Source organism: Xanthomonas sp. NCPPB 1638 (assembly GCF_041475635.2).
Classification (GTDB): domain Bacteria; phylum Pseudomonadota; class Gammaproteobacteria; order Xanthomonadales; family Xanthomonadaceae; genus Xanthomonas; species Xanthomonas cucurbitae.
The window spans coordinates 4,562,341-4,580,410 of sequence record NZ_CM192984.1 but is presented as its reverse complement, the minus strand read 5'-3'; the positions used below and the strand labels follow the sequence as shown (position 1 = coordinate 4,580,410).

Here is an 18,070-nt window from a genome sequence, read left to right as displayed (position 1 = left end):
TCATGCCTTGCGCAAGACGTTAGTGCGCGCCAAAACGCCAGTTCAGTTCCAGCATGTAGGAACGGCCGTAGCCGGTGTAGTTGAAGATGTTGTAGTACGGGTAGTCGGTGTAGGTACGGTCACGCGGCGGCCGCTCGTTGGTCAGGTTGTTGACCGTGGCCGTGAGCGAGATGTCGTCGTTGACCGCATAGTCCAGCGTCGCATTGAAGGTGGTCCAGGCACCGACCTTGCGTGCGCCTTCCACCGCGTAGCCATCGGTGCTCTGGCCCGCGATGAAGTTGGGCGTGCGGCCGTAGCGCTGGCCGAACAAGGTGGTGGTCCAGGCGTTTTTCTGCCAGGTGATCGAGGCATTGGTGATGCTGCGGAACTCCGACGAGAAGAAGGGTTCGTTGAGCAGGTCGCGTACCGGGTCCTGCGGGAACTGCTGGCTTTCGTGCTTGAGCGTCAGGTTGTACTGCGCGTCGAACACGAACAGGCCCCAGGAGTCGGTTGCCAGATTGTAGGTCGCCTTGGTGAGTACGCCGGAGATTTCCTCGTTGGAAATATTGACCGGGTTGATCCGGATATTGCTCAGGCGATTGGGCACCGGTGCATCGGCCGCGGTGCGATCGATCCGCGCGAGCGCGTCCACGCAGGTGGGCGAGCCGATGGGTAGGCTGCCCAGGCGGCAGGCGGATTCGGTCTGCAGCAGGTTGTCGGTGCTGAGATCGCTGACCTTCTGGTCGATCTTGATGTTGTAGTAGTCCGCATTGACGCTGAAGCGGGCACTCGGCGACCACACCACCCCGGCGCCCCAGGAGTTGGCAGTGATCGACTTCAGATCCGCATTGCCGGACCGACGGCCCTGGATGGTTGTGCCGCTATAGGTACAGTCGGCAATCGGCACGCCGGGTTCTTCGACCGCGCAGCGGTAGTAGTCGTTGACGCCCTGGAAGAACCCGCTGTCGCCAGCGAACGAGAACGCCATATCCGGTGCCTTGAACGCAGTGGCGTAGTTGCCGCGGAACAGCAGCGACTCGATCGGGCGGAACTCCAGCGCGGCCTTGTAGGTGAACTTGGAATCGCCACCGCCACCCTGGTTCTTGTAGTCGTCGTAGCGGCCGGACAGGTTGGCCGTCAACGTGCTCAGGATCGGCACCCGCATCTCGAAGGCGGCCGCCCAGTTTTCGCGCTTGCCGCTGCCCTGGGTGCCGGTCAGTTGGTAGAAGTCGCCGGCGATGACGCGGGGGTCGGTCGGATTGGTCCAGTACTGATTGCCCGCCTGCAAGACGCCGGCGATGCCCACTGCCCCGGCCGGCATGTCGAACAACTCGGTGTTGGTCAGCTGCAGGTTGACGTTCTGGGTCCAGGTCCTGGACTTGGTGCGGATTTCATCGTTGAAGCTGCGGTACTGCGCCGGCGTCAACGCGCGATAGAAGTTGGCATCGTTGGGCGAGTAGATCGGGTAGCCGTAATAATCCCCCTGGGGAGCGCCGAGGAATTGTTCGCGGAAGAAGTCTTCGATGCGGTCCGCCAACGGCCATTGCTGGCGGCTTTCGATGCGGTACTCCGAGCGCGAGTAGAAGGTGTCATAGGTCCAGTTGCTGGCCCCCAGGCCGCCCTTCATGCCGATGGCGATGTTGTAGGAATCGGCGGTCTGGCGGTCGTTGTTGAAATCCAGATCGCCGGCCTCTTCCGGCGCAAAGACGCGTTGATAGCCTTCGAGTTGTTGGCTGTTCTGGTTGTAGAACAGGCCGCCGGTATCGGCGGAGGTTTGCCAGAAGCGCGGCCCGCCGTTGACCTCGACCTTGGTGCGGTTGAGCAGCAGCGTCGAGTACAGCTCGGCGTTGTCGTTGAAGGCATAGCTCAGGTTGGCATAGCCGCTGGCGCTGCGTTCCTTGTTGAGGATGCTGGCATAGCCGGGCACTGCACGGCTGCTGCAGAAGTTGCCACGGTTGGCGCGGTTGTCGTACTGCACCGATCCATTGAACAGCCCACCCAGCGCAGCGCAGTTGTCCGCGCCTGGATCGACATAGCTGGCCGGGGGGCCGGGGAGGCTGTGCAGCGCGATGCGTGAACCATAGCGCAGGGTCGGGTCTGGATTGTCGTTGGTGGAATCGAAATCGCGGCGCTGGAAGCCGTAGATCGGGTCCTGGTTGTTGAGCTGCAGGCCCCACACGATATTGGCGCCGCCGATCTCGTTGCCACCGGTGAGCTGGAAGCGCTGGTTGTTGCCGCCACCGCCGTCGTAGGTGCCCATGCGGTAATTCATCTGCACGCCGTCCATGCGCTTTTTCAGGATGATGTTGACCACGCCTGCGATCGCGCTGGAGCCGTAGATCGAGGACTGGTTGCCGGGCGCCACGTCGATGCGCTCGACCATGCCCACCGGCACGCTGGCCAGGTCGACGAAGTTGCTCTGCCCGTTGTAGAGCAAGGGGTAGTCGGCCATCGGCCGGCCGTCGATCAGCACCAGGGTGAAGCCGGGATCCAGTCCCAGCAGGCTCAACGACTTGGCGCCAGCGGTAAAGCCGCCACTGAACTGGCCATCCTGCACGGAGCCGGTCGCCATCGGTTGCGAACGCAGCACGTCGTAGACGTCCTTGAAGCCGCGGCGCTGGATGTCCTGGGCGGTGATCGAGAACACTGGTGTGGCGGTCTCGACCTGGGAACGCGGAATCAACGACCCAGTCACGGTGACCTTGTCCAATTGGGTGACTTCGCCTTGCTGCTGCGCGGTGGCAAGCGACGGCATCGCCAGGGCGGTCCACACGGCGGTAACCAACAGATGACGCTTCATGAAAACCTCTCTCCAAAGGTGCCGAACGGGCGCGGCAAGCCGAAGGGGCCGCGCAATGCGTGTCAACGAAACGTTAACAACTGTCCGACTGTAGCCATTCCATTACCCGCCGTATAGTCAGAATGGCCGACATTTTTTGTCCCTTCACAGCGGGGCTGGGTATCCTTGGCGGATGCTCAAAGCCGCGTTTGCTCTCTCCCTGCTGTGTACCGTGTTCCTGCCGCTGCAAGCGGTTGCACGTGCAACCATCGACAAGATCGAAATCAAGGGGTTGGACGACGGCGACGACGCCGAGATGATCGAGAACATCCAGGTCTCCCTGTCCCTGTACGAGGCCGTGGGCAAGGAACAAGGCGAGTCGCGCCTGGAGTACCTGCTGGCCCAGGCCGAACGGCAGACCCGCGAGGCCTTGGAACCATTTGGTTATTACTCCCCGACCATCACCCTGGCGGCACCGCGCAGCGGCGACCGGGTGACGGTGGTGATCGCGGTGGAACGCGGCGAGCCGGTGCGCGTGCGCACCTCGCATATCTCCATCACCGGCTGGGCCGAGCAGGACCGCTACCTGGGCCAGGACCTGAAGCAATTCGAGCCGCGCCCGGACCAGGTGTTCAGCCACCCGCAGTATGAATCCAGCAAGGTGCGCATCACCCGTCGGCTGGCCGAGCGTGGCTATTTCGATGCCGACCTCACCCGGCGGCGGGTGGAGGTGACGCGCGCCGAACACGCCGCCGACATCGACCTGAACTGGGACAGCGGCCGCCGCTATGACATGGGCAAGGTGCGCTTCGACTACGACTACTTCCGCGATGGGCTATTCGATCCCCTGGTCTACTGGGACGAAGGCAGCTACTACCACGAAGGCAAGCTGGACCGGCTGCGCGAGTCGCTGACCAAGCTGGACTACTTCAGCACCATCGACATCCAGCCCAAGCCCGAAGAAGCCGACGACCAGGGCCGCGTGCCGGTGGACGTCAAACTCACCCGCGCCAAACGCACCATCTACACCTCGGGCCTGAGTTTCGGCAGCGAGAGCGGGGCTGGTGTGCGCGGCGGCGTGGAGCGGCGCTATGTGAATTCGCGTGGTCACAAGATGGACACGCAACTGGACTACGCGCAGAACCGCAAGAGCCTGACCACCCGCTATCGGGTACCGGCATTCCGCTGGCTGGACGGCTGGTATACCGCCTCGGCGCGGTTGTACGACGAGCAGACCCAGTACATCGACCTGCGCAACGTCAAGCTCACCGGCAGCCGCAGTGGCCAGATCAACGAACGCTGGAGCGCCATCGCCTCGATCAACGCCTTGCGCGAGCGCTGGCGCTTCAGCAGTGGTGATGACTTCGAAGGTGCGGTGTACGAAACCTCCACCCTGGTCTACCCGCAGCTGCAGGCCAACTACGTCAATGTCGACGACCGCTTGTTTCCGCGCAGCGGCGTGTCGGCGCAGATGTTCCTCCGCGGCGGTGCCGAAGGGGCCGGCTCGGACACCAATTTTGGCCAGCTGTACGGGCAGTTGCGCTGGTTCCTGGGTGCCGGCGACAACGGCCGGGTGATCCTGCGCGGCGAAGGCGGCACCACCTGGACCAGCGACCTGGTGGCGATGCCGCCCAGCCTGCGGTTCTTTGCCGGCGGCGCCAACAGCATCCGTGGCTATGCGTTCCGCGAAGTCGGCCCGCGCACGCCCAAGCCGGACGAGTTCGCCCTCGGTGCCAAGAACATGGTCACCGCCAGCGCCGAATACGAGCATTACCTCAAGGGCGGCCCCTGGGGCGGGGCGGTGTTCGTCGATGGCGGCAGCGCCTTCGACAACCGCCCGGACTGGCATACCGGCATCGGCTTCGGCCTGCGCTGGCGCTCGCCGGTGGGACCGGTGCGGGTGGATATCGCGCATGGCTTAAACGACCCCGACTCGCAATTCCAGCTCTATATCGATATCGGGGCCAACCTGTGAGCACGCCCACGCCGCCGCCCGCTCCGCGCCCACGTTTCTATCGCCGCCGCCGCTTCTGGATGGGATCGGGCCTGACCGTGCTGGGGCTGGTGCTGCTGGCCCTGGTCGCCCTCTATTGGCTGCTGCAGACCGTGGCCGGGCGTGACGTGTTGCTGGCGCAAGTCGTTGCGCGCCTGCCGGTTGGCGCGACCTTTACCTACGGCCGCGTCGAAGGCCCGGTCGCCGGCCCGCTGACCCTGCGCAATGTCGACTTCAAATATCAGGACATCCACTTCACCGCCGAGCGCGTGTATCTGGAGCCGGACCTGCGCCCGCTGCTCGGCCGCAAGCTGCAGCTGGACGCGGTGCAGGTCAGCAACGCCACCTTGAACCTGGGCAAGAGCGACGAACCGTTCAAGCTCCCCAGCTGGCCCGAATCGCTGCCGCAGATCACCGTGCCGCTGGCGATCCAGGCCGACAAGATCGATGTGCAAAATCTGCGCATCACCCAGTTGCAGCAGCCGATGATCGTACTGCGCAAGATGCAGGGTGGTCTGGAAGTGGCCACCGGCGAACTGCGGACGCGCGATCTGGTGATCGACACCGACATGGGCGATTTCCGCCTGCACGGGGATTACCTCCCCAACGACGCTTACCGCGCCGATCTCACCGCCACGGCGGTGCTGCCGGCCGCACGCGGCCGTACCCCGGCCAGCCTGGGGCTGGTGGCGCGCGGGGACCTGGACAAGATGGAAGTGGCCATCGCCGGCCGTGCACCGGCGCCGCTGCAGGCCAGCCTGGTGTTCACCGGTCGCGATGATCCCACGTGGGCCTTCAAGGCCGTCACCGAAGCGCTGGATACCTCGCTGCTGATGCCGGCCACCAATGGGCAGTATGCCGCCCCGGCCACGCCGATCGCACTAAACCTGCAGGCCTCCGGCAAGGGCGGCAAGGCCGACCTGCAAGGCAGCGTCAAACAGGGTGAGTTGAGCGCGACCTTGCAGCCCTCGCATATCAGCCTGGTCGATCAGGTGCTGACCGTCGAACCGCTGGTGATCGACACCTTCGAAGGCCGCACCCAACTGCGCGGCACCGCCGATTTCCGCGACTCCCAGAACCCGAGCTTCCGCTTTGCGGTCAATGCCAGCGGCCTGCGCTTCACTCCACCTGCGGACCCGGCCACGCCGGATGCGCCGTTGGTGCCGGTGGAACTGCGCCAGGCGCGGCTGGGCGTGGCCGGCACCTTGCAGGCGTGGGCCGCGATCGGCCGCGCCATGGTGGAGCGCGACGGGCAGCAGGCCAAGCTGGTGTTCGACACGCGCGGCAACGACCAACGCGCCCAGCTCAAGCAGGTGCAGGCCACCACCCCGGGTGGCGCGCTGGATGTGACCGGCGAGGTGGGCTGGACGCCGGAACTGCACTGGGACCTGGCCGCGCAACTGGCCAAGTTCGACCCGGGCTATTTCGTCCCAGGCTGGAACGGCAACCTCTCTGGCAAGGTCGCCTCCAAGGGCCGCCAGCTGCCGGCGCCGGCCGGCGGCGTGTCGCCGGGCTTCGAGGCCACTGCAGACATCCCCAGCCTGACCGGCCAGCTGCGCCAGCGCGCGCTGTCGGCCAATGGCAAGTTCGCCCTGCGTGGCGAACAGGGCGAGGGCGAGCTGCAACTGGCGCTGGGTGCCAGCCGCATCACCGCCAAGGGCAAGGTCGGCGACCAGCTGGAGATCGCCGCGCAACTGCAACCGTTGCAGCTGGACGATGTGCTGCCGGGCGCCACCGGCGTGGTGCGCGGGCAGCTGCAGGTCAGCGGCAAGCGCACTGCACCGGACATCACCGCCGACATCGCCGGCAACGGCCTGCGCTGGAATACCTACAGCGCGCAGAGCCTCAGCCTGCGCGGCCGGCTGCCGTGGCGCGGCAGCGACGGGCAGCTGGCCTTGCAGGGCAGCGCGATCGAGGCCGGCATGGTGCTGGACAGCGTGCGCGTGCAGGCACGCGGCGCAGTGGAAGCGCTGCGTCTGGATGCCGACATCGCCAACAGCATGGCCAGCGTCGTGCTACAGGGCGATGTGCGGCGCAATGGTGAGCGTTGGCAGGGCCAGGTCGCCACGCTGCGGATCGCACCGGCCAAAGGCGATGCCTGGGCATTGCGCCAGCCGGCGCAGTTCAGCACCGACGGCGCAGCGTTCACGCTGTCCGATACCTGCCTGGGTGCCGCCACCGGTGGCGCGCTGTGCGCCAGCGCCAACTGGCCGCGCGAGGGGATGGTGGTGCATGGCGACGCGCTGCCGCTGTCGCTGGTGCAGCCGTGGTTGCCCAAGCAGCAAGGCCGTCAGATCTACCTGCGTGGCGAGCTGACGCTGGACGGTAGTTTCAAGCCGCGCGGCAATGCCTGGGAAGGCAGCTTCCGCATCGCCTCGCCCGAAGGCGGCGTCCGCCTGGGCGAAACCCGCTATGCGGCGGTGGCTGGCAATTCCAATCGTGGCGAAGTGTTGCGCTACGACCAGTTCAGCATGCAGGCCGACTTCACCCAGCAGCAGATCCAGGCCAAGCTGGGTATCGGCTTCCAGGGCGCCGGCTTTGTCGATGCCAAGTTCAACACCGGGTGGGATGCCTACGCGCCACTCAACGGCGAGCTATATCTCAATATGTCGCGGCTGTACTGGCTGGAGCTGGTGGTGGCCGATGTGGTGCAGCCCAAGGGCCTAGTCGAAGGCCATGTCAGCCTGCGCGGCACCCGCGACAAACCGCTGCTGGGCGGCGATGCCACGTTGAGTCACTTCACCGCCGAATATCCGTCGATGGGTTTGACCTTGAGCGAGGGCAAGGGCCGCTTCGACGCGCTGCCGGACGGCTCGGCCAAGATCACCGCCTCGGCCAAGTCTGGCCCCGGCACGCTCACCATCGATGGCGGGCTGTCGTGGTTCGGCACCAGCACGCCGTTGCTGCTCAATATCCGCGGCGAAAACGTGCTGGCTTACAACACCAGCGAGCTGCGTATCATCGCCAACCCGGACATGCAGTTCGGCATCACCGACAACACCATGCAACTGCGCGGCAAGGTCAGCGTCCCCGAGGCCGACATCGACCTGGAACGCCTGGACCGCGGCACCTCCGTATCCGAGGACGTGGTGGTGCTGGACCCGGTAGACCCGGAACAAACCCCGGCCTCGCCGCTGGATATGGACCTGGCCATCGTGCTGGGCGACAAGGTCAATATGAGCGGCTTCGGCCTGAAGGGCGGCCTGAGCGGGCAGATGCAGATCCGCGCCCGCCCGGGCCGTGAAATGACCGCCAACGGCGGGCTCGACGTGCGCGGCCGCTATAAGGCCTACGGCCAGGACCTGACCATCAGCCGCGGCCAGCTGACCTGGAACAACAACATCGTCTCCGACCCGCGCGTGAGCCTGCGCGCCGAACGCAAGATCGGCGACGTCACCGCCGGCATCGACGTCAGCGGCCGCGCCGAATCGCCGCGTGCCGACGTGTGGTCGGACCCGGCGATGTCGCAATCCGAAGCGTTGTCCTACCTGGTGCTCGGCCGCGGCCTCTCCACTGCCAGCAGCGACGAAACCCAGCAGGTCAGCGCCGCCTCGGCCGCGCTGTCGGCCGGCAGCAGCCTGATCGCCTCGCAGATCGGCGCCAAGCTCGGCCTGGACGACGCCGGCGTCAGCCAATCCAGCACGCTGGGCTCGGTGGTGGGCTTCGGCAAGTACCTCTCGCCAAAACTCTACGTCGGCTACGGCGTCTCGATGATCGGCAGCGGCTCGGTGCTGACGCTCAAATACCTGCTCAGCCGCGGCTTCGACGTGGAAGCCGAATCCAGCACGGTGGAGACCAAGGGCTCGATCAATTGGCGGCGGGAGAAGTAGCGCTACCTACCGGTTCATGGCGGATTGGCAAGGTTGACTCGTCTGTTCACGCTTTTGGGCAAGAACTGGCGAAGCTGGCCGTTGATGTTTTCGTTGCTTCCACGCTGACATGGTGCATGCGGATCCACTAACCAAACGTCCACGTTCGGCACATCACTTCATCTCCGTGCTGCAATCGTAGGTCAAGACAAAATCATCGCGCACCAGCTGGAACAGGCCTGTTCTTGATGTAAACCGCCGTGGCCGAATGCATCGCTGAGTAACGCTTGCCTGAATCGTGTGCGTAGTAGAGCGTTGGCGTCCTCCATGGACAGCTCCCGGCTCAACGTCGACCGGCTTCTGTCCAGCAGCCTGGCGATCAATGAGCGCATGTGGGTCCGACTTGCTGCATCGCGCGCTTGTCTGCACTGCACTCAGGCGTGAGATGAGTTTTCGTGATAAGCCTGGTGGATTCGCCCGCGAAGTGCAACAGTCCTATAACGTAGCGGGCCAGGTGTCGTAGCCTGAGCCCCTACACGACCAAGTGGAGTTGCACATGCGCTATCGACACCTGACCCAGGACGAACGGTACCAGATTGCCTGGGGGTGTGATCTCTCTGTCTCCAATGCGGACATCGCCCGTCAGCTCGGCCGTCATGCCAGTACGATTGGCCGCGAGCGCGCGCGCAATCGTAATGCCAGTAGTGGAACGTACCGTGCCCAGCAGGCGCACCGCACCGCCCGCCAGCGTCGCAGTCAAGGCAGTAGCCACGCGCAGATGGACGGGCCGATGCAGGCTGCATTGCTGGCCGGGCTGGCCGAAAAATGTAGCCCTGCGCAGATCCACGGCCGTGCGCGTTTGCTGGGTCAACCGATGGTAGGGGTGGCCAGTGTGTATCGCTATCTCAAGCGTCACCGGTTACGGCATTTGCTACGCCTGCCAACACGGCGGCGTCCTTATGGGCGTGGCCGTGCCAAGCGATTTGAAGAGCGCAAATCCATTCACCAACGCCCCGCGCATGTGGCCTCACGTGCGCAGTTAGGCCATTGGGAATTGGATACGGTCCGCCCATCGCGCGGCACTGGCGTGCTGGTGACGCATGTCGAACGCAGCAGTGGCTATGTGCGTCTGGGCTGGAGTCCTGACGGCACCGCCGATGCTGTTGCCGAGGTCATTTGCGCGCGCCTATGGCGTGTGCGCGATAAGGTGCTGACGCTGACCTGCGATCGCGGTAGCGAGTTCGCCCAGGATGCCCGCATCGAGGACCGGCTATCGACCAAGGTGTACTTTGCCGACCCACATGCCCCTTGGCAACGCGGCTGCAATGAGAATCTCAACGGACTGCTCCGGCAGTATTTTCCGCGCAGTCGTGACTTCAGCACCATCACGGCGCAAGAGCTGCAGCAGGTTGAACATTCACTCAACAACCGACCCAGAAAACGATTGAGCTATCTCACTCCAGCCGAGGTCTTTTTCAACTACGATACCCTTGCACTTCGTGAGTGAATCCACCAGGGTTTTTGGAAAGTGGAGCCTCGCTTGAAAGTAATCCGTTTGAGCATCTGTTGGTCCCTCGTGTGTTTGGTGAGGCCGGAAGCGAGGCAGTGCTGGCGTGGCTTGAGACTTCCGCCCCTTGGCGCTTGAAGGTTGCAAGCTTCTACGAGCAGTATGAGTTCAGCCTCCTGGATTGCGAGCTGCCGCCAGCCATTGATGCGCTGCTGGGAGGCGAGGTCGTCCAGCAGGTGCGCTCGAAAGTGGAAGCTGTCTTCTGCAACCGCTTGGATGACCGGTGTGATGTGACTGCCCATAAGCTGGTGCCAGGGCAACGCATACGCATCCACAACGATTACATCCCTGGCCAGGAGACCCACCGCGTTCTGGTGCAACTCAACCGTGGTTGGGTAGACGAAAACGGCGGTATCTTGATGTTGTTTGCATCGGCTGACGCAGCTGATCTTGTCAAAGCATTTCGTCCAGAGCACGACGCAGGTTTTGCATTTGCCATCAGTCCCGCCTCGCACCATGCCGTGACGCCCATCGTGTCAGGGGAGCGCTATACATTAGTGTTCTCGTTCTACGCGAGAAGTGAATTACTCGCTCGTTGTTTGGGTCGCACACGCTATGCAATTGCTAACTAATTGTTAAATGCCGTTGTTGCTCGGGTGGCTGGTCCGGTGGTTAGTCCAGGGACGTGAAGTTGAGCTCTTACGTTACGGAGAGTATTGGTATGTCGGCTGCCCGTCCTGTCTTCTTCGATGGAGTTAAGGTGTGGAGCTGTTCGTTGCATCCGTTTGGTTGCAGGCGCCCAGCAAAAAGCAGTTAATGAATGTGTACACACAACGGATGCATATCGGACTGGCAGTCCGTGATCTGAAGTCGCATCGCTCTTGCCGGGGAATGTAAGACCGTTTGAACCGACGCGGTGAGCGGCTTCATTTCCTGTAATTACTTACACACTTGCCAACTTCGACAGCTGCCGGATTGAAATGCTAATCCACGCGGATAGCCGACTGACTACTACCACGAAACAATAAACACAAATTCTGCTCTAGGCTGTATCCCAGTCGCGAGGTATCGGTCAGACACTGGCCGATAAGGCCTACATCAAGTGGCTTGAACGCATGCGTGCACAGCCGATGGTCGTGCGCGCGGGTCCTTTAAGACCCGGGGAATACCTCAGGGACTAGCCCCCTGTGCCAAGTGGCGCTGGCTATTGGCAGCGACCGGTGTGCTCGCCGTTACAAACCGTCGCCACACAACTTGTTCGATTTCCGTCAACTTGGCCGACACATGGAATTCGCAGCCGGGGTGCTTGACTGCATGGGTCGAGAATCGTTGCGGAGTTACGCATGAGTGCAGTCACGGTAGGCAGGGTCGTCCCGATGGTGCATGAGCGAGGGGTGATCCGGGCAGGTGTTGGACTGGTGCGGCGCATGGCAGCGCCCGCCACGTTGCGGCGCGGCGTACTCCGCATGGCGTTTTCGGTCACGGTGCGTGCGCGCGCCGTTGCCCGGTAGGGGGCGGCATGCGGATCTGTGTTCTCACTGATGCAGGGGGGGCATCCAGCGGACTGGAGCAGCGCTGTGCGGCTGCACGCGAGGCCGGTTGCGATTACGTGGTAACGGCAGCGCCGTTCGAGCGCGATGCCGAAGGCCGGCTGGTGGAGCCTGCCGGTGGAGACGATGCGCAAGGCCGGCGTCTGCGCGAGGCCGTGCAGGCCGCGCAGCAGGCCGGCGTGAAGCTGCTGATGGATCTGCGGCTGGACGAGGTTGGCGGTGCCAGCGCGGTGGTACGCGACAATCCGCAGTGGTTTCGGGCGCGCAGTACGGCGGTGCCGGACCCGCGCCAGCCGCGGACCACGCCCGAGGTAGCCGAGGCGCGCTTCAGCTATGCGCAGGAAGGTGCGGCCCTGGTGGAGTGGTGGAGCGCACGCCTGCTGGAGTGGGCCGGGCAGGGCATAGGTGGGTTCCGCTTGTTACAGCCGCAGCAGGTGCCGGCGCAGCGCTGGCGCGCGCTGATCGCGCGCGTGCACGCGCGGGCGCCGGAGGTGGTGTTCGCCGCCTGGACGCCCGGACTGGGGCTGGATGCCTTGCAGCAGCTGTTCGGGGCCGGCTTCGATGCGGCGTTCTCTTCGCTGGCCTGGTGGGATGGTCGCGGCGGCTGGTTTTTCGAGGAAGACATGGCGTTGCGCGCACTGGCGTCGCAGGTCGTGGCGGTGCTGGATGCGCCCGATGGCAAGCGTGCCGCAGCGCCGGAGCAGCACGGGCAGCTGGCATTGGCGCTGGGTGGCGCGTGGTTGCTGGACGAGGCGCAGCTACACGCTTTGCCGCAGTCGCTGCGCGGCCGCGACCGGCCACCCGGCAGCACGGCCGGCCTGCGGCTGCGTCCGCTGCTGCGCGAGGCCACCGGGCTGACCGCAGTGGCGGTGGAGCCACTGGGTGGCTTGCCCGCCTTGTTATTGATCAATGGCGATACGCGGCATGTGGTGCCGGTGCCGGCGTCCGATGTGTTGCGCCTGCTGGGCGATGCAGAAGCATTGGTGGCCGAAGATGGGCGCACCCTGTCCGGGACGACGCTGGACGCGCTGGAGCCGGGCGAGGTGCGGGTGTATCGCAGCGTACCGGCGCGACATGTGCTGGCGGTACCACGCATGCGTCCGCGCGCGCAGACCGCCGGGACCTGGCCGCGCGTCTGCATCGAGTCGGTGACGCCGTCGGTGGATCACGGCCGCTTCCCGGTCAAGCGCAGCGTGGGCGATCGGATCTGCGTGGAGGCCGATGCGTTCTGCGACGGGCACGACCGTATTGCGGTGGGGGTACTGTGGCGTGCCGCCGATGCCAAGAGCTGGACCAGCGCACCGATGCGCGCACTGGGCAACGACCGCTGGCGCGCGGAGTTCCCGCTGGAGCGCATCGGCACCTACGAGTTCCGTGTGGAAGGCTGGCGCGATGTCTTCGCCACGCTGCATGCGGATCTGGAGAAGAAGCGTGCGGCCGACACCGTACTGCCGGTGGACGTGCAGGAAGCCATTGCAGTGGTCAAGGCGGCGCATGCGCGCAGCGATGGTGACTTGGCAGCGCAGCTGCAGGACATCCTCACCCGTATCGGCGCGCGGAGCGAGCCGTTGCAGCAACTGGCCATCGTGCTGGAGCCGGAGACCGCGCAGGCAATGGCACTGGCCGACGACAAGCCGTTCCGCTCCGAGTACCCGGTCACCTTCCGGGTGGAATCGGAGCGCCGTGCGGCGCACTTCGCTAGTTGGTACGAGCTGTTCCCGCGCTCGCAGAGCGGTGATATCAACCGACATGGCACGTTCGATGACGTCATCCAGCGGCTGCCGCATATTCGTGCCATGCACTTCGATGTGCTGTACATGCCACCGATCCATCCGATCGGGGCGAAGAACCGCAAGGGACGCAACAACTCGGTCACTGCGGTCGATGGCGAGCCCGGCAGTCCGTATGCGATCGGCGCGACCGACGGTGGGCATACGGAGGTGCATGCCGAACTTGGCGGGCTGGCCGGCTTCCGCCGCCTGATCCAGGCCGCGCGTGGGCAGGGGCTGGAAGTGGCGCTGGATTTTGCGATCCAGTGCGCGCCCGATCACCCATGGCTGAAGGAACACAAGGATTGGTTCACCTGGCGCGCGGACGGTTCCATTCCGTATGCGGAAAATCCGCCGAAAAAGTACCAGGACATCGTCAACGTCGATTTCTATGCCAGCGGCGCGGTGCCGGAGCTATGGAACACGCTGCGCGATGCAGTGCTGTTCTGGGTCAACGAAGGAGTCACGCTATTCCGCGTGGACAACCCGCATACCAAGCCGTTCCCGTTCTGGGAGTGGCTGATTGCCGATGTGCGCGGGCGCCGGCCGGACGTGGTGTTCCTCTCGGAGGCCTTTACCCGGCCGAAGATGATGTACCGCCTGGCCAAGTGCGGTTTCTCGCAGTCGTATACCTATTTCACCTGGCGCAACCACAAGCACGAGTTGCAGGAGTACGTGCAGGAGTTGAACCAAGGCGTGCCAAGCGAGTGCTTTCGCCCGCATTTCTTCGTCAACACGCCGGACATCAACCCGTTCTTCCTGCAGACCAGCGGGCGCAACGGGCATCTGATCCGGGCGGCGCTGGCGACCACGTTGTCGGGGCTGTGGGGCATGTATCAAGGCTTCGAACTGTGCGAGGCCACGCCGCTGGCGGCGGGCAAGGAAGAGTATCTGGACTCGGAAAAATTCCAGCTACGCGCCTGGCCCGAGCGCGCGCCCGGCGATATCGTCGAGGAGATCACCCGCTTCAACCAGCTGCGCCGCACGCACCCGGAGCTGCAGTCGCATCTGGGCACGCGCTTCTATCAGGCGCACAACGACCAGGTGCTGTACTTCGGCAAGTTCCTGGATGCTGGCTACCTGTCGCGTAGCCGCACGCTGGTGCTGGTGGCCATCAACCTGGACCCGCACGCGGGGCAGGACGCGGATATCGAAATTCCGTTGTGGGAGTTGGGCCTGCCCGATCACGCCAGCGTGGCCGTGGATGACCTGTGGGATGGGCACCGGTTCACGTGGCATGGCAAACACCAGCACATCCGCTTAGAGGCGACGCGGCCGTTCGCGTTATGGCGCATCCGCGCAGGAGAGGTCGCATGAATGCAGTTCCCGCTTTACAGGCCGACGCAGACCAGTCGGCCGTGATCGCCGACCAGCTGTGGTACAAGGACGCGATCATCTACCAGGTGCACGTCAAGTCGTTCTTCGACTCCAACGACGATGGCATCGGCGACTTCCCGGGGTTGATCTCCAAGCTGGACTACATCGCCGAGTTGGGCGTGGACACCATCTGGCTGCTGCCGTTCTACCCCAGCCCGCGCCGCGACGATGGCTATGACATCGCCGAGTACATGGCGGTGCATCCGGACTACGGCAGCATTGCCGATTTCGAGCAACTGGTGGCGCAGGCGCATGCGCGCGGCATCCGCATCGTCACCGAACTGGTCATCAACCACACCTCCGACCAGCACCCCTGGTTCCAGCGCGCACGCAATGCGCAGGCCGGCTCACCGGAGCGCGACTTCTATGTGTGGTCGGACACCGACCAGGAATACGCAGGCACGCGCATCATCTTCTGCGATACCGAAAAGTCCAACTGGACGTGGGATCCGGTAGCCGGCCAATACTTCTGGCATCGGTTCTACTCGCATCAACCGGACCTGAACTTCGACAATCCGGCGGTGCTGGAGGCCGTGCTGGAAGTGATGCGCTTCTGGCTGGATCGCGGCGTGGATGGACTGCGTCTTGACGCGGTGCCGTACCTGATCGAGCGCTCCGGCACCTCCAACGAGAACCTGCCCGAAACCCACGCCATCCTGCGCAAGATCCGCGCTACGCTTGATGCCGAATACCCGGACCGCATGCTGCTGGCCGAAGCCAACATGTGGCCGGAAGATACCCAGCAATACTTCGGCCAGAACGCCGACGAATGCCATATGGCGTTCCACTTCCCGCTGATGCCGCGCATGTACATGGCGATCGCGCGCGAAGACCGCTTTCCCATTACCGACATCATGCGCCAGACCCCGGAGATTCCGGAAAGCTGCCAGTGGGCGATCTTCCTGCGTAACCACGACGAGTTGACGCTGGAGATGGTCACCGACTCCGAGCGCGATTATTTATGGCAGACCTATGCCGCCGACCGCCGCGCCCGCATCAATCTAGGCATCCGCCGCCGCCTGGCGCCGCTGCTGGAGCGCGACCGCCGCCGTATCGAGCTGATGACTTCCTTGCTGCTGACCATGCCCGGCACGCCGGTGCTGTATTACGGCGACGAAATCGGCATGGGTGACAACATCCACCTGGGTGACCGCGATGGCGTGCGCACGCCGATGCAGTGGTCGATCGATCGCAACGGGGGCTTCTCGCGTGCCGACCCGGCCCAGCTGGTGCTGCCGCCGGTGATGGACCCGCTATACGGCTTCCAGGCGGTGAACGTGGAAGCTCAGATCCGCGACCAGCATTCGCTGCTCACCTGGACCCGCCGCGTCCTTAGCGTACGCAAGCGCTACCAGGCCTTCGGGCGGGGCGCGCTGCGCTTCCTCTACCCAGGCAACCGCCGCATGCTGGCCTACCTGCGCTGCTACCAGGACGAAACCGTGCTGTGCGTGGCCAACCTGTCGCATACGCTGCAGGCGGTGGAGCTGGATCTGTCCGAGTTCGAAGGCCGCGTGCCGGTGGACATCATCGGCGGTGGCAGCTTCCCGCCCATCGGGCGGCTGACCTACCTGCTCACCGTGCCGCCGTTCGGCTTCTATGCCTTCCAGCTGGTCAGCGAAGGCAGGCTGCCGGATTGGCACGTGCCGAGCCCGGTGCCGTTGCCGGACTACCGCACGCTGGTGCTGCGCAGCGATACCGACGAAGGCAACGCCTTGCTGCCGCATCTGGCCACGCTGGAAGGCGAGATCCTGCCGGCCTGGTTGTCGGCGCGGCGTTGGTTCTCGGCCAAGGACCAGGCACTCAAGCAGGTGCGCATTTCGCGCCGCACGCCGCTGCCGGGCGATGAGCCGATGAGCCTGCTGGAGTTGGAGGTCGAGCTGGAAGATGGCCACCACGAGTGCTACATGCTCCCCGTGGGCATCGTGTGGGAGCGCGAGCATCCCAGCACGCTGGCCGAGCAGCTGGCATTGGCGCGCGTACGCCAGGGCCGCGAGGTGGGCTATCTCACCGATGCGTTCGCGCTCAAGCCGATGGTGCGCGGGGTGATCGATGCCTTGCGCACCGATACGACGCTGGACTTCTGCGATGGCGATGATCCTTCGCAGCAAGGCCAGGTGCGATTCGAAGCGACGCCGGCGCTGGCCAGGCTGGAGATCCCTGCCGATCCGGACATCCGCTGGCTGTCGGCCGAGCAGAGCAACAGCTCGCTGGTGGTCGCCGACAAGGCCGTGTTCAAGCTGCTGCGGCATGTGGCCAATGGTGCCAACCCGGAGATCGAGATCGGCCGCAGGCTCACCGAGATGGGCTATACCAACGCGGCGCCCTTGCTGGGCAGCGTGAGCCGCATCGATGGCCAGGGCACCGTCACCACCATTGCGCTGCTGCAGAGTTTCATCCGCAATCAAGGCGATGCCTGGCGCTGGACGCTGGATCATCTGGCGCGCAGCTTCGACGAATACGCCACCGCGCAGACCGACGAGGCCCGCGCCGAAGCCATCGCCGGCTATGACGCGTTCGCCGCGGTGGTCGGCAAGCGCCTGGCCGAGTTGCATGAAGCGCTGTCGCGCGCCACCGACGATGCCGACTTTGCCCCGCAGCGTATCGACCTGCCCGCCGCCAACGATGTAGTGGCGGGCGTGGCGCGGCAGGTGGAGGAAATGTGGGAGACCGTCAACGCGCGGCTGGCCGCCAGCGAGGAGCCGGCCGAGCGCGAAGCACTGGACGCCATCCTGGCGCAACGTCCGCAGCTGGACGCGCTGCTTGCCCAGGCGCCGAGCGTGCTGGCCGATTCGCTGCTGACCCGCGTGCACGGCGATTTCCACCTGGGCCAGATCCTGGTGGCCTTCGACGATGTGGTGCTGATCGACTTCGAGGGCGAGCCGGCCAAGCCGCTGGCCGAGCGGCGTGCCAAGGCCAGCCCGTTGCGTGACGTGGCAGGCTTCCTGCGCTCGCTCGATTACGCCAGCGAAGTGTCGGCGCGTGGCGAGGAGGGAACGGCCGCGCGCGCGGGAGTGGGCGTGGATACGCATCTGCACCAATTCCTGGTGCAATTTCGCCGCCGCTCCACACAGGCCTTCCTGGACGCTTACCATGCCGTGCTCGACGCCAGCGCCCACCCATGGATCGCGCCGGCGGCGTTCAACGCGGCCACCTTGCTGTTCCTGGTGGAGAAGGCGTGCTACGAGGTGCGCTATGAGGCCGCCAACCGCCCAGGCTGGTTGATGGTGCCGATCGAAGGTTTGCGACGCATCCTGCAACGCGCACGCGTCGATGCAGGGAACACATGATGAGTGGAGTAATGACAGCA

7 protein-coding genes are annotated in these 18,070 nt (G+C 64.6%); 6 read left to right on the top strand and 1 reads right to left on the bottom strand.

The genetic code is table 11. The features are described from left to right. Window positions 1–19: 19 nt before the first annotated feature. Complete coding sequence (locus ACCQ13_RS19920) at window positions 20–2,734, bottom strand: TonB-dependent receptor plug domain-containing protein (RefSeq protein WP_208800731.1); 2,715 nt, start codon at window positions 2,732–2,734, stop codon at window positions 20–22. 217 nt (window positions 2,735–2,951) lie between these two features. On the opposite strand from ACCQ13_RS19920, the gene ACCQ13_RS19915 reads away from it, so the two are divergent. The 6 genes from ACCQ13_RS19915 (at window position 2,952) to treS (ending at window position 18,050) form a co-directional block, all read left to right on the top strand. Beyond that, the gene (locus ACCQ13_RS19915; protein ID WP_372372323.1) at window positions 2,952–4,733 is read left to right on the top strand and encodes an autotransporter assembly complex protein TamA; all 1,782 of its coding nucleotides are present in this window, start codon (window positions 2,952–2,954) and stop codon (window positions 4,731–4,733) included. Then, entirely contained in the window at window positions 4,730–8,581 is a 3,852-nt protein-coding gene (locus ACCQ13_RS19910) for a translocation/assembly module TamB domain-containing protein (protein WP_159407852.1), read from the top strand. The genes ACCQ13_RS19915 and ACCQ13_RS19910 overlap by 4 nt, the downstream gene beginning before the upstream one ends. A 535-nt stretch (window positions 8,582–9,116) precedes the next feature. Continuing rightward, a complete protein-coding gene (locus ACCQ13_RS19905) occupies window positions 9,117–10,067 on the top strand; it encodes an IS30 family transposase (RefSeq protein ID WP_159407000.1) in 951 nt (316 codons plus the stop codon). Then, window positions 10,064–10,699 (top strand): cyclophane-containing peptide 2OG-Fe(II) oxygenase YhhC, encoded by a 636-nt coding sequence (yhhC, locus tag ACCQ13_RS19900; RefSeq protein WP_159407851.1) that lies wholly within the window; start codon window positions 10,064–10,066, stop codon window positions 10,697–10,699. Before ACCQ13_RS19905 ends, yhhC begins: the two co-directional genes overlap by 4 nt. Window positions 10,700–11,586: 887 nt before the next feature. Next, the gene (locus tag ACCQ13_RS19895) at window positions 11,587–14,703 is read left to right on the top strand and encodes an alpha-1,4-glucan--maltose-1-phosphate maltosyltransferase (protein WP_159407850.1); all 3,117 of its coding nucleotides are present in this window, start codon (window positions 11,587–11,589) and stop codon (window positions 14,701–14,703) included. Next, window positions 14,700–18,050: a maltose alpha-D-glucosyltransferase gene (gene treS, locus ACCQ13_RS19890; protein ID WP_159407849.1), complete on the top strand. Its 3,351-nt coding sequence runs from the start codon at window positions 14,700–14,702 to the stop codon at window positions 18,048–18,050. Before ACCQ13_RS19895 ends, treS begins: the two co-directional genes overlap by 4 nt. Window positions 18,051–18,070 lie beyond the last annotated feature (20 nt).

Excerpts from the sequence above, each read along its gene's own strand:
- ACCQ13_RS19915 (WP_372372323.1), top strand. The coding sequence starts at position 2,952 with ATGCTCAAAGCCGCGTTTGCTCTCTCCCTGCTGTGTACCGTGTTCCTG.
- ACCQ13_RS19905 (WP_159407000.1), top strand. The coding sequence starts at position 9,117 with ATGCGCTATCGACACCTGACCCAGGACGAACGGTACCAGATTGCCTGG.
- ACCQ13_RS19895 (WP_159407850.1), top strand. The coding sequence starts at position 11,587 with ATGCGGATCTGTGTTCTCACTGATGCAGGGGGGGCATCCAGCGGACTG.
- treS (WP_159407849.1), top strand. The coding sequence starts at position 14,700 with ATGAATGCAGTTCCCGCTTTACAGGCCGACGCAGACCAGTCGGCCGTG.
- ACCQ13_RS19920 (WP_208800731.1), bottom strand. The coding sequence starts at position 2,734 with ATGCCGTCGCTTGCCACCGCGCAGCAGCAAGGCGAAGTCACCCAATTG.